Origin of the sequence: Acinetobacter sp. YH01025 (genome assembly GCF_013420185.1) — a bacterium.
Taxonomy (GTDB): Bacteria; Pseudomonadota; Gammaproteobacteria; order Pseudomonadales; family Moraxellaceae; genus Acinetobacter; species Acinetobacter indicus.
The window spans coordinates 1-12,506 of record NZ_VOYR01000016.1 but is presented as its reverse complement, the minus strand read 5'-3'; the positions used below and the strand labels follow the sequence as shown (position 1 = coordinate 12,506).

At 45.1% G+C, this 12,506-nt stretch carries 10 protein-coding genes and 1 pseudogene; 5 read left to right on the top strand and 6 right to left on the bottom strand.

Annotated elements, in window-relative coordinates; genetic code table 11:
• Window positions 1–20: 20 nt before the first annotated feature.
• Window positions 21–905, top strand: a complete 885-nt coding sequence (locus FTT89_RS13350) for a LysR family transcriptional regulator (RefSeq protein ID WP_104471333.1) — start codon at window positions 21–23, stop codon at window positions 903–905.
• Window positions 906–1,037: 132 nt separating this feature from the next.
• Entirely contained in the window at window positions 1,038–1,715 is a 678-nt protein-coding gene (locus FTT89_RS13345; RefSeq protein WP_005177934.1) for a type 1 glutamine amidotransferase domain-containing protein, read from the top strand.
• 86 nt (window positions 1,716–1,801) lie between these two features.
• Here FTT89_RS13345 and aliA read toward each other — a convergent pair whose 3' ends face one another.
• The 4 genes from aliA to FTT89_RS13325 form a co-directional block, all read right to left on the bottom strand.
• The gene (gene aliA, locus FTT89_RS13340; RefSeq protein ID WP_168405817.1) at window positions 1,802–3,457 is read right to left on the bottom strand and encodes a cyclohexanecarboxylate-CoA ligase; all 1,656 of its coding nucleotides are present in this window, start codon (window positions 3,455–3,457) and stop codon (window positions 1,802–1,804) included.
• Between the two features lie 162 nt (window positions 3,458–3,619).
• Entirely contained in the window at window positions 3,620–4,777 is a 1,158-nt protein-coding gene (gene aliB, locus FTT89_RS13335) for a cyclohexanecarboxyl-CoA dehydrogenase (RefSeq protein ID WP_168405816.1), read from the bottom strand.
• A gap of 14 nt (window positions 4,778–4,791) precedes the next feature.
• Complete coding sequence (gene badI / locus FTT89_RS13330; protein ID WP_180172881.1) at window positions 4,792–5,574, bottom strand: 2-ketocyclohexanecarboxyl-CoA hydrolase; 783 nt, start codon at window positions 5,572–5,574, stop codon at window positions 4,792–4,794.
• Window positions 5,575–5,646: 72 nt separating this feature from the next.
• Complete coding sequence (locus FTT89_RS13325; RefSeq protein ID WP_005177943.1) at window positions 5,647–6,414, bottom strand: glucose 1-dehydrogenase; 768 nt, start codon at window positions 6,412–6,414, stop codon at window positions 5,647–5,649.
• 424 nt (window positions 6,415–6,838) lie between these two features.
• On the opposite strand from FTT89_RS13325, the gene FTT89_RS13320 reads away from it, so the two are divergent.
• Entirely contained in the window at window positions 6,839–7,336 is a 498-nt protein-coding gene (locus FTT89_RS13320) for a MarR family winged helix-turn-helix transcriptional regulator (protein ID WP_005177946.1), read from the top strand.
• A gap of 89 nt (window positions 7,337–7,425) precedes the next feature.
• Here the strand turns inward: FTT89_RS13320 and FTT89_RS13315 are convergent, their stop codons facing one another.
• On the bottom strand, window positions 7,426–8,658 hold the full coding sequence (locus FTT89_RS13315; protein WP_180006498.1) for an MFS transporter: 1,233 nt from the start codon (window positions 8,656–8,658) through the stop codon (window positions 7,426–7,428).
• A gap of 358 nt (window positions 8,659–9,016) precedes the next feature.
• Here FTT89_RS13315 and FTT89_RS13310 point away from each other — a divergent pair, with 358 nt between their 5' ends.
• The gene (locus tag FTT89_RS13310) at window positions 9,017–10,240 is read left to right on the top strand and encodes a CaiB/BaiF CoA-transferase family protein (RefSeq protein WP_005177978.1); all 1,224 of its coding nucleotides are present in this window, start codon (window positions 9,017–9,019) and stop codon (window positions 10,238–10,240) included.
• An 88-nt stretch (window positions 10,241–10,328) separates the two neighbouring features.
• Here FTT89_RS13310 and FTT89_RS13305 read toward each other — a convergent pair whose 3' ends face one another.
• Window positions 10,329–12,011 (bottom strand): AMP-binding protein, encoded by a 1,683-nt coding sequence (locus tag FTT89_RS13305; protein WP_180006497.1) that lies wholly within the window; start codon window positions 12,009–12,011, stop codon window positions 10,329–10,331.
• 237 nt (window positions 12,012–12,248) lie between these two features.
• On the opposite strand from FTT89_RS13305, the pseudogene FTT89_RS13300 reads away from it, so the two are divergent.
• Window positions 12,249–12,506: pseudogene (locus FTT89_RS13300) on the top strand (transposase); the annotation flags it as partial.

Sequence of the window (12,506 nt, the reverse complement as noted above, 5' to 3'; positions counted from 1 at the left end):
AACAGGATGTTAAACATAAAATGAAAGTTGATTGGGATCACTTACGCTTTTTTCTGGTCTTGGCCCGGGCCAAAACCCTCACCAATGCTGCGCGCCTGATGGAAGTGGAACACAGCACCGTGGCACGGCGCATTCAGGCGCTGGAAAATACCTTGGGTACCCAGCTGTTTAAACGTGAAGCCAAAGGCTATGAGCTGACTGCGGAAGGTCTGGCACTGGTGCCCCGCGTCGAACAGATGGAACAGTCGTTTATCCAGATTGATAAACGCCATGACCCTTTACAGGGCCGGGTACGCATTGGTGCGCCGGAAGGTTTCGGGACGGCGTTTCTGGCCCGGCTGCTGGCGGAGTTTTCACAGCATTATCCTTCGCTGACTATTGACCTGATTCCGGTGCCCAAAACCATCAAACTTTCACATCGTGAGGCCGATATTGTCATTTCAATTGACCGGCCCAAATCCGGGCCTTATATCATTACCCGACTCTCAAATTACTGTTTAAAACTGTACGGCAGTCAAAGCTATTTACAGCAAAACCCACCAATTAGACAGCTGGAAGATCTGAAACAGCACCGATTTGTCGATTATATTGATGATCTGGTGTATAGCTCGGCGCTGTATTCGCTGGAACGTTTGCCGCTGCAAGTGACAGCTTGTTTTCGCAGTAACAGTATTCTGGCCCAGCAGATTGCGGTCAGTACCGGCGCCGGACTGGCAATTTTGCCGCGATTTCTGGTGCATGATAAACCCGATCTGCAAGAAGTTCTGGGCGATCAGGTCAGTTTTACCCATACCTTCTGGATGTTGACCCTGGTCGATTTACAGCATGAGCCGAAAATCAAACTGGTCTGGGATTTCCTGCGCAAACAGGCCGATGTGCAGCAGGCCCTGTTAATGGGCACTTAAAATCCTTTGCAGTATCTGGAGATTGACACATGCCGATACAGCAACTGAACGTATCACAACACTTAGCGCCCATTACGCTTGCTAAATTAACAGCCGATGAACCGAATAATATGAACCATTCAGGAAAATGATATGAAGATTCTCATCGTGCTGACCTCTCATGACCGTCTGGGTGATACAGGCAAACAGACCGGTTTCTGGCTGGAAGAACTGGCCGCCCCTTATTATGCTTTTGTTGATGCTGGCGCCGAGGTGACCTTGGCCTCTCCTAAAGGTGGTCAACCGCCTCTTGATCCCAAAAGTAATGAACCCGATGCTCAGACCAAAGCCACCGAGCGTTTTAAGGCGGATACCGCCGCCATGCAAGATCTGGCGCAGACACGCAAACTCAGTGAGGTGTCGATTGCCGATTTTGATGCCGTGTTTTATCCGGGCGGTCATGGACCCTTATGGGATTTGGCCGAAGACCCGGATTCTATCTCTTTGATTGAACAAACATTGCAAGCCAATAAACCGGTGGCGTTGGTCTGCCATGCGCCGGGAGTATTACGTCATGTCAAAGCACAAGATGGCCAACCATTGGTCAAAGGCAAGACTGTGACCGGTTTTAGTAATACAGAAGAAGATGCGGTTGGGCTGACCAATGTTGTGCCCTTTTTAGTTGAAGATATGCTGAAAGAACACGGCGGACAATATTCAAAAGCTGAGGACTGGCAGGTGCATGTACAGCAAGATGGTTTGCTGATTACCGGACAGAATCCGGCATCCTCAGAGGCGACCGCAGAAGCATTATTGAAATTCTCGAAATAAGCATAGTCATCGACGTCATCGCTTTTTGTGCTTAATAGAAAACTCCTGAATGGATTATTCAGGAGTTTTGCTTTTAATGAAAGGAATTAACTGGCAGATGCAATATGCTGGGCCAGCATTTCCCGAAGTTTAAATTTCTGGATTTTCCCTGATGGGGTCATTGGAATTTCATCCCAGATTTCTAAACGCTCTGGAATATACTGAATTGCCAGATTGTGTGCTTTCAGGAACTCGACCAAATCCTTTAACTGCATGGTTTGCGTGCCTTCTTTGAGCTTCACGATGGCGCAGGCTTTCTCGCCCAGTCGCTCATCTGCATACGGAATTAACGCCACCGTTGCCACATCTGGATGTAAATAAATTAAAGATTCAACTTCGGCCACAGGAATATTTTCGCCACCGCGAATAATCACATCTTTTTTACGTCCAGCAATCCGGATATAACCTTGCTCGTCCAGATAGGCAATATCACCAGTATCGAACCAGTCATCTGCACTGGTTTCGTTTAAATGTGGGCGCTTCATATAGCCACCAAAATTGGAACAACTGCGAATCATCAGGGTGCCCGATTGATGTGGTGCTAATTCTTCACCATCATCGCCAACCACTTTCACTTCAACGCCAGGAAGTGGCAAGCCGTCGGTATTAAAGGAACGCTCATCCTCATCTTCAGGGCGGGTGGTGGTTACTGCGCCGCATTCGGTCATACCCCAAGCTGAAATGACTTTAACGCCTATATTCTGACGTGCTTTTTGTACCAAGGTGCTTGGAATCGGTGCGCCCGCACACAGGAATATTTTTAAACTGTCTAAAGTCTGATGGTTGTGTAAGACGGCTTCAGATAAATCATTTAAAAATGGGGTCGACGCCATGGTAAAAGTCACCTGATGCTGATGCATCAGCTCAATGGCGAGATTGACATCCCAGACATCCTGCAAGACGGCTTTGGCTTTTAATAAAACCGGCATGATCAGCCCATACATAAAACCGGTTTGATGCGCCATTGGTGATCCCATAAAAATCACATCGTTGTGGTTCAAATGTAAACGTTCAGCATAGGGAACAATATTGGCAAATAAGGTATTTGCACTATGCATCACCCCTTTGGGTTCACCGGTAGTGCCGGAGGTAAAGACCAGCTGTGCAATATCATCAGCGGTGATGGTGACTTCATTCAGGCTATTCAGGATTTGCGGATCATTCTCCAGACCGTGGTTAAGTAATAATTTTTCAAAACTATTCTCACCCTCTCCACCGACCACAATCACCTGTTGCAAACTTTCAAGATGACGTTGTAACTGATAGGCCAGTTTTTCATGGTCAAATTTACGGAAGACTTTCGGTACAATAAAAACCTTACTTTCCGTATGTTTCAGCATAAATGACAGTTCACGCTCTCTAAAAATCGGCATCAGCGGATTGAGTACGGCCCCAATCCGACGACAGGCGATATACAATAAAGTGAACTCCCACCAGTTGGGGAGTTGGCAAGACACAATATCCTGTTTCTGTACACCTAACTGTTTTAATCCTAACGAAATTTTATTGGCTGTCTCCAGCATTTGCCGGTAAGTAAAACTTTGCTCTGACTGACTTTCAGTTTTATAGCTGACCAAGGCAATTTTATCTGGATCTTGCTGTACTGCTTCATCTAATGATTGCAGGATGGTTTTATTTAACCAGTAGCCTTGTTGCACCATTTTTTCCCGGCGTGGGGGTAGAAGAACCGCATCGAAATCCATTCCATAACTCCATTTTTATCATGATCCGCCTGTTCACTTTGTTAAAGTGCTTAAGCGTGAGGCACTATTTGTAGATAGATCTGCTTGACCAATCGCACAGCAACACGTGGTATGCGATTGTGATCAGTACTTTTGATAAACGATGATGCTGACCTGTTTCCATCAGGCCGGGACAGCTTTACGTCCGGCTTTTTTACGCGCAATAATGGTTTTCATAATTTGCGCAGTGCCATCACCTATCTGGAAGCCCAGTACATCGCGCATACGCTGCTCCATCACTCCGCGGTCATAGCCTGCATGACCAAAGGTCAGTAAGCATTGATGAATCACATCATAGGCCAGTTTCGGTCCCCACCATTTACACATCCCGGCTTCAGAGGTATGCGGTAAATGGTTGTCTTTTAGCCATAACGTTTGCAGACACAATAATCGTGCAGCTTCGACCTGGGTTTCATATTCAGCCAGAGGATGCGAAATACCTTGAAATGCCGTGAGTGGCTGGCCAAAAGCTTCGCGCTGCGCTGCATATTCCCAGGCTTCATCCAGGCTCACCCGTGCTACAGCCAGCACCTGTAAACCAATCAAGGCACGGGAAAAGTCAAATCCTTGCATAACCTGGACAAACCCTTTGTTTTCATCTCCCAGGCGATGATTGACCGGAACCCGAACGTTATCAAAGAAAATGGAACCGCGACCAATGGCACGCTGGCCATGACAATCAAAACGTGTGGTGCTAATACCCGGCAAGTCCATCGGCACCAGCAATGCCGTTACGCCATGTGCACCATCTTCAACCGAACCGGTACGTCCAAACACCACCGATGCATCAGCCTGATCAGCTGCAGAAATCGAGGTTTTTTCTCCATTAATGACATATTCATCTCCCTCACGTTCAATTTTTAAACGCAAGCTGGCGGCATCTGAACCCCCACGTGGCTCGGTGAGTGCAATTGAGAAAATGGCTTCACCCGCGGTCAGCTTTCTCAGCCACGGTTCCACCACCTCAGGTTGACCATGTTCCGCCAGAATCTGTCCATTTAAGGAAGCCAGCAAGTTAATATAGGAAAAACTTAAATCGGCCTTGGCCACCGCTTCATGAATAATACCCGCAGCCAGCCGGCCCATGCCCTGGCCGCCGTATTGTTCTGGAAGTTCTGGTGCAATAAAGCCCATCTCGCCCATTTTTTTCACCAGGTCACGATCAAAGACACGACTTTGATCACGCGCTAAAAAACCGGGTGCAATATATTTTTGTGCAAATTTTTCAACCGTTTCTGCTAAAAATGCCAGTTCTTCCGTGATATAAGGATTTTGAGTCATACGTATTTTCCTTATTATTTATAAAATTTACGAAATTCAGGCTGGCGTTTTTCTTTAAGTGCATTGACGCCTTCGCGCGATTCTTCTGTGTCGTAATACAGTTTCAGGGCATACATGCCCATCCCGGCAATTCCGGCCTGATGTGCGGTATCCATATTGAAACTGCGTTTGGCAATTGCAATTGCTGTTGGACTACGCTGACAGATTTCTTCTGCCCATGCCTGTACTTCGGCATCCAGCTGATCAGCCGGTACGCACTTATTGGCCAGCCCGATTTCAACCGCTTCCTGACCGCTATAACGGCGGCACAAGTACCAGATTTCACGGGCTTTTTTCTCACCGACGACACGCGCCAGATACGCTGTGCCATAGCCCGGATCGACAGAGCCCATTTTGGGACCGACCTGGCCAAAAATCGCTTTTTCAGAACAGATGGTCAGGTCACAAATGGTCGCCAGCACATTCCCGCCACCAATTGCATAACCTTGTACACGGGCAATCACCGGTTTGGGCACATCACGGATGGCGGTATGTAATTCTTCCATCGGTAGGCCAATGGTGCCGCGTCCATCATAATTACCATCACGTGCAGACTGGTCACCGCCAGTACAGAAAGCTTTTTCACCTGCTCCTGCCAGGACAATGGCACCCACATCCCGGTCATAGCCTGCCTTATTTAAAGCCTTGATTAGCTCATCACACGTGGTCCCGCGAAAGGCATTCATTTTTTCGGGGCGGTTAATGGTGATCCAGGCCACGCCGTTTTTCACTTCATATAAAATATCTTCAAAATTCATGGTTATACTTCCTGTATTAATCCTATCTGTACTCATCTGATTTTATTTTTGACCTTTAATGCGGGTTTCGACTTAGCCACTCATGGTTAAACCACCTGAAACACTCAGCACCTGTCCGGTAATAAAGCTGGCATCTTCACTTAAAAAGAAGGCAATTGCAGAGGCCAAATCTTCAGGTTGCCCCAAACGGCCCAGTGGAATTGAGCGGATAAAGGCTTCCCGTAATTTTTCCGGATTCGATGCACCTTCGGTCACGCCAGCCAAGAGTGCTGTATCGGTTGGACCCGGGCAAATCACATTAATCTTGATGTTATGACGCGAATGCTCACGTGCCAGCGTTTTCGAAAATGACAGCAGTCCACCTTTACAGGCCGCATAAACCGCTTCACCTGAAGAACCGACGCGCGCAGCATCTGATGCAATATTGACGATACTGCCCGTATTACGCTCAACCATGCCCTTCAGGACAGCAAAATGCATATTCAGCATACCAACCAGATTAATCTGGATCAGCTTGTCCCATTCCTGTGGATTGGTTTTAACAAAAGGCTTAAAAATATCCCAACCGGCATTATTGACTAGGCCATCTACCGGCCCCAGCTGGCTTTCGACCTGCTGTACAGCCTGCTCAACTGTATTGTGATTGGTAATATCACACTGTACTGCCAATGCCTGACCGTTCTGCTGGTTAATCTCCTGCGCCAACTGCTCTGCTGCGGTCATATTCATATCAAAGATTGCGACTTTAGCGCCCTCTTCTGCCAGCCGGCGACAGGTTGCTGAACCAATTCCACCTGCACCGCCTGTCACAATAACCACTTTATCCTTTAAGCCTTTCATTTATGTCTCCCTGCGCTGTTCTTATGCCAATTTGCCTGGCCGTTTTTTATTCAATACCCATGTTCTTTACAATAGGAGTAGAATAATTTTATGTCAATACATTTACATAAAATAAAATTTAAAATTAATTTAAATTAAATATATCAATTATTTATAATTTATTAAAAATAAACACATTGACATAAATTGGCTTTAACCTTAAGTTTTATGCGTAAAGCAAGCAGATGTGACAGAACCAAGAAAGAGGATGGTTCATCTATACAGTACTGAACGGAGGCGCAAAAATGTGGGCACGACCAGCAAAGAAAAATTGCTGATCCCCTTTGAATTACAGCCAGATAGAAAACAGAGTCTGATTTATACAAGATACCTTTTGAGTATAATGCAGCTTATTGAATGAATTTGATCAGGGTGGTCTTTTAGAATGACTGATGCTCTAACAAAAAAATATGATCAATCCTTATATTCCGCCCACAATAGACTTTTTTTTAGACTGTTTCAGGTGGGAAATACACTGGACCGCAAATGCTCCAACGAATTGGGGATTTCTCCGGTGCACTGGGCAGTTTTAGGGGCTTTGTCTCGCCCACGGGTTCTATCCGGAATGTCATTTTCCGATTTAACCGACTATCTGGGTGTGAGCCGTCAAAACCTGGATGCCGTATTAAAACGGCTGGAACGCGAAGGTCTGGTACAGCGCGTGATTAATGAACAGGACCGCCGTGCAAAAAATGTTGCGCTGACCGATGCAGGTCTTAAAACCTGGGACAGCCTGCAAGATGACTTCTTTAATTTTTATGGCCAGGCTTTAAATACATTGGCCTTTGATGATGTGGTGACTCTGATTCACCTGTTAAACAAAGTGAATGATGGGCTAAAGAGCATTCAAATTGCCCAGAAGAATACTGCTTCGGACGTTTGATTAAACATTGAAGATAAGACTTCTGGAATCAAAAAAATGAGCCTTTCAAGGCTCATTTTTTTATTACTTGATCAGCTGATTTAAAAACTCTAAGCCTTTTGCGGGTCGTATTGACGATCTTTAATAAAGATTCCCGATACTGCACCACATAAGAAATAGGCGCCGCCCATAATCAGGAAGCCTAAACCAATTGATCCTCCACTCGCCGCTGCACCAATAATTGCAGGTGCAAACATGGCACCAATACGCCCGGCATTATAGGCACCGCCAACCGCGGTACCACGAATGGAAGTTGCAAAACTTTCAGTCATATACGTCGCATTAATGGCATACGGAATACCGTACAGGAAACCAAAGAAAATGAGCAGATAGGCAATATTGTCCGGGCTATTAAACAGCACAATCACTGGCAGGAAGATCGCGGTCCCAATTGCACCAAAGGAAAATACAAAACGACGGCCTAAACGGTCTGCAGCAAAACCGGCCAGAACTTTACCGAAAATCATGGCGACATAGGTCCCAATCATATAGCCCGCCATTGATTTAAAATCCATATGTAACTCGGATTCTAAATAAGCTGGCATCCAGTTGTTTACTCCGTAATAGCCAAACTGTAAAAAGCCGGCAGTGAGAATCCATAAAATAAACATTCTACGGTTACGCGGGTCTGCAAAAATCTCTTTAACTGTACTCTTTTTCTCAGGCTGTTTGACTTGAGTTTCAGCAGGCCCATACAAGCGCTGTAATCTTGCACGTTGCCAAGATTCTGGTTCTGGCACCAGTTTCTGAATAAAAATCGCCAGCACCGATGGAATAATGGCAATAAAGAACAGCATACGCCAGCCATATTCCGGAATAATCCAGCCGGCTTGTAGGGTTCCCAATACTGTGGTGCGATATTCGGTCGGTACATACTCTGCCATGAGTGTATTCGCTGCAATATACAGTGAACCAATACCAAAGGCAGACAAAAAGCGCAGAATGGCGAACTGTTTAAAATTTTGGGTAAAGCCCAGTGCGGCTGTTAAAATTGAAAAGATTAAGATTGAAATCACTACCGTCCGAACCCGACCCAACCGGTCGCAGGCCCAGCCACCAAGAAAACCACCTACGGCCATGCCGGCCAGCGTCGCACTTCCCAGGGCACCAGTCTGTAAATTGCTTAAGCCAAATTCTGCTTTCAGACTGTTTAAGCTAAAGGAGAGCAAGAGCATGTCTGCCCCATCGACCAGCAGCGCCAGAAAGGCAAATACAAATGCAATTTGCTGGGTTCTTTTGGTGGTGGGTTGAATCTTTTTTAGCTCAGTTACCAAATCCGTCATGAATTAAATATCCTTGTTCTTTCTATTCCTTGTTTATTTTTCAGTTGCTTATCGCTCACGAAGTTCCTGATGTGAGCCTATTGTTGTGCTGCGTTTTTCAATCCATAGCTGTGCTACTCCTGATCTTTTTGTTGCTGTCATGAAGACTTCTCAGCCTCTGTTTGTTTTTTGGTCGTTCTTTTTAGCTCACTCAGGGTAGACAAGATAAAAGTAATTTTAAACAAATTTTGATATATTATTTTGTTATACGAAATTAACGGTCGCATAGTTGAGTGTTGGATCGTTTTAATATAGGTTTACTGTGATTATTAAAATATGTAGACATGAAATAAAAACGGAACAAGGAGTGTGAGAATAGATGGGTGCTTTAACAGGCTTTCGGGTATTGGATCTCAGCCGTATTTTGGCTGGACCTTGGTGTAGTCAAATTCTGGCCGATCTGGGTGCAGAAGTAATTAAAATTGAAAAGCCTGATCATGGCGATGATACGCGCATCTGGGGACCGCCCTGGCTTAAAAACAACCAGCAACAAGATACCCATGAATCTGCCTATTATCTTTCGGCCAATCGTGGCAAACATTCCGTAGCTGTTGATCTATCAACCCCGGAAGGCCAGCAGATTATTAAAAAAATTGCTGAAACCAGTGATGTGGTCATTGAAAACTATAAAGCCGGTTCTTTGAAAAAATATGGTCTGGACTATGAAAGCCTGAGCCATATAAACCCGCGTCTGGTGTATTGTTCGATTACCGGTTTTGGCCAGCATGGTCCACGTGCTCATGAACCGGGTTATGACTTTATTATTCAAGGCATGGGCGGCATGATGAGCGTTACCGGTGAACGCGATGATTTACCCGGTGGCGGCCCGCAAAAAGCTGGATTGGCTTTTGCCGATCTGACCACCGGTTTATATTCTGCAATTGCCATTCAGGCCGCCTTACTGTCGCGTGAAAAAACCGGTGAAGGCCAACATATTGATATGGCCTTGTTAGATACTCAGGTGGCCTCTTTATCGGTGCTGGCCATGAATTATTTGACCTCAGGCAAAGTGCCGGGCCGTTTTGGTAATGCACATGCCAATATTGTGCCTTATCAGGTATTTAAGGCGCAGGAAGGCGAATTTATTATTGCCTGCGGCAATGATCAGCAGTTCTTGGCGCTGTGTGATGCCATAGGCCTACCTGAAGTACCGAAAGATCCGCGTTTTAGTCGCAACTCTGGCCGAGTGATGCATCGTGAAGAAGTCACCCAAATTTTACAGCAACATTTTTATACCCAACCGGCCAAAACCTGGGTCGATTTAATTCACGCCGTCAAGGTCCCTGTGGGCATGATCAATAACCTGCAACAGACTCTGGAAGAAGAACAGGTGCTGGCACGTGAAATGGTAATTCAGATGCCGCATACCCTGCGCGAAGATTACACCTCAATTGGCTCGCCAATTAAACTGTCCAAAACCCCGGTTGAATATAAAAAAGCCCCACCGTGCTTAGGTGAAGATACCGACAATATCTTAAGCCAGTTTTTAAGCGCAGAAGAAATGCAGGCATATAAAGCCAAAAAGATTATCCAGCAGCGCTAAGGCGGCATCCCACCGACAATAAAAAAGGAATCCTCGGATTCCTTTTTTATTGGAGAGTTTCCTCTCCTACGTCTCTCTTAAATCTGAACTAGCAGGCTGTAGCATCCGCCTGATGGGTTTTCGGCAATTCCCGACGCAAGATTTTTCCGACTGCAGATTTTGGCAGCTCCGCCACAAACTCAATATATTTAGGCAGTTTATAACTGGTTAAATGCTGTCTTAAATAAGCCATGACTTCATCTTCGCTCAGGCTAGCATCCTGTTTAACAATAAATGCTTTCGGGACCTGACCAGACTTTTCATCATCAATTCCAATCACAGCACTTTCTAACACTTTGACATGTTGAGACAGCACATATTCCAGTTCATTCGGATACACATTAAAGCCAGACACCAGAATCATGTCTTTTTTACGGTCAAGGATACTGATATAGCCCTGTTCATTCATACAGCCAATATCGCCAGTCAGGAAAAAGCCATCTTTGGTAAATACCTGCGCCGTGGCTTCCGGTTGCTGCCAATAGCCTTTCATCACCTGTGGACCGCGAATGGCAATTTCTCCAGCTTGGTTAATCGCTACCGGTTGGCCTGCATCATCCAGAATCAGAATATCGGTACCTGCCAAAGGTAAACCGATGGTGCCACTAAAACGCTGGCTTAAAGGCGGGTTAAAAGTTGCAGTCGGTGAAGTTTCGGATAAACCATAGCCTTCATAAATATAACGGCCTGTGACTTCATACCACAGGTCAGCTGTGGCTTTCAGTACCGGCGCACCCCCACCGGTGGTGGTCTTCAGCTGACGATGATCCAGACTTCTAAAACGTGGATGATGTGCCAAGGCATTAAACATGGTGTTTACCCCCGGAAAAACCGTCGGAGGATGCTTGGCATACTGGTCAATTAAAGCGTCTAAATCTCTCGGATTCGGAATCAGCACATTGGCAAAACCACGGCTCAGGCCATAACTGAACAAACAGATGGTAAACCCATAAATATGGTAGAGCGGCAAGGCACAAAATACATATTCATGTTCTTCTGCCATCCGGTCGCCAAAATGGCTAATAAACACGGTACTGTTCTGGGCAATATTAAATAAAATATTGCGGTGACTCAGTTCAGCGCCTTTAGATAAACCTGTTGTGCCACCGGTATATTGCAGAATGACTGTGTCATTTTGCTGTTGGGGTGGTGTTTTAAAATCAATCGTGTCGACCTGATCAAGTGCCTGCTTAAAATCAAAGAATGTCTTGGCCGGATATTGCGCTGCCTGTGGATGCACTACGGTATCTTGCGCTTTCACCAGATCCAGTGGATGGGTCGAAATCACATATTTAAGCGTCTGGCATTCATCCAGATCCTTGAGCTGATCTAAAGTCTGATTCAGGATAAATAAAGCTTCTGCACCAGAATCCTGCAACTGATGATACAGCTCACGCTGGGTATACATCGGATTGACATTCACCAGAATATAACCGGCACGAATAATGGCAAAGGTTGCAATTGGATACTGAATAATATTTGGCAGCATCACCGCAATACGGCTACCCGCCTCTAGCCCCAAATTCTGTAAAAAGGTCGCCATTTTCTGGCTATACACATCAATATCATGATAACTGAACTTTTTATCTAAATAGATAAAGGCTGTTTTATCCTGAAATTTCTCTAGATTTTCAGCGATGGTCTGACTCAAGGTCTGGGTGGGATCTGGCTGAGTAAATTCAGGATTTACATTCCATTTTTGATATTCAGCAATCCATGGCTGTGTGCTCATTGAAGCTCTCTCCTATCGCTTGCGTTCTTTTATTTTGTATAGTGAAACTATATTTTGTATTATTTGATAATAGCTTTAAATTCGACCTTCGATCAATGCTTGATCGGCTTTTTAGCAATTTTTTACAAATTAAAATCAATCATTAGTGCTGATATTTTAGGGTCTGTTGACATTTACTGTGCAAAAAAAATAGCGAAAAAGTAGAATTTAATCGCCAAACCAAATCTACTCCTCGCTATGCCTCGTACAATATTGACTGATCAACACTGGTCTAAGTTAGAAAACATTTTCCGTAATTTTCGTATTTATCTCAAACAAAATCTTCGAAATTTTATTGAAGCTATTCTTTATAGAATCCGTACAGGCTGCCGTGGCGGGATTTACCTGCTGCCTTCGGAAAGCCAAACTCCATATTCAAGAAATTTTCCCGGTGGTCGAAAGATAATAAGTTATTAAAAATATTTAAGTTAATTTCATCTGATGCTGATCTAGAGT

Excerpts from the sequence above, each read along its gene's own strand:
- FTT89_RS13345 (WP_005177934.1), top strand. The coding sequence starts at position 1,038 with ATGAAGATTCTCATCGTGCTGACCTCTCATGACCGTCTGGGTGATACA.
- FTT89_RS13305 (WP_180006497.1), bottom strand. The coding sequence starts at position 12,011 with ATGAGCACACAGCCATGGATTGCTGAATATCAAAAATGGAATGTAAAT.
- FTT89_RS13350 (WP_104471333.1), top strand. The coding sequence starts at position 21 with ATGAAAGTTGATTGGGATCACTTACGCTTTTTTCTGGTCTTGGCCCGG.
- FTT89_RS13320 (WP_005177946.1), top strand. The coding sequence starts at position 6,839 with ATGACTGATGCTCTAACAAAAAAATATGATCAATCCTTATATTCCGCC.
- aliA (WP_168405817.1), bottom strand. The coding sequence starts at position 3,457 with ATGGATTTCGATGCGGTTCTTCTACCCCCACGCCGGGAAAAAATGGTG.
- FTT89_RS13325 (WP_005177943.1), bottom strand. The coding sequence starts at position 6,414 with ATGAAAGGCTTAAAGGATAAAGTGGTTATTGTGACAGGCGGTGCAGGT.
- FTT89_RS13315 (WP_180006498.1), bottom strand. The coding sequence starts at position 8,658 with ATGACGGATTTGGTAACTGAGCTAAAAAAGATTCAACCCACCACCAAA.
- aliB (WP_168405816.1), bottom strand. The coding sequence starts at position 4,777 with ATGACTCAAAATCCTTATATCACGGAAGAACTGGCATTTTTAGCAGAA.
- badI (WP_180172881.1), bottom strand. The coding sequence starts at position 5,574 with ATGAATTTTGAAGATATTTTATATGAAGTGAAAAACGGCGTGGCCTGG.
- FTT89_RS13310 (WP_005177978.1), top strand. The coding sequence starts at position 9,017 with ATGGGTGCTTTAACAGGCTTTCGGGTATTGGATCTCAGCCGTATTTTG.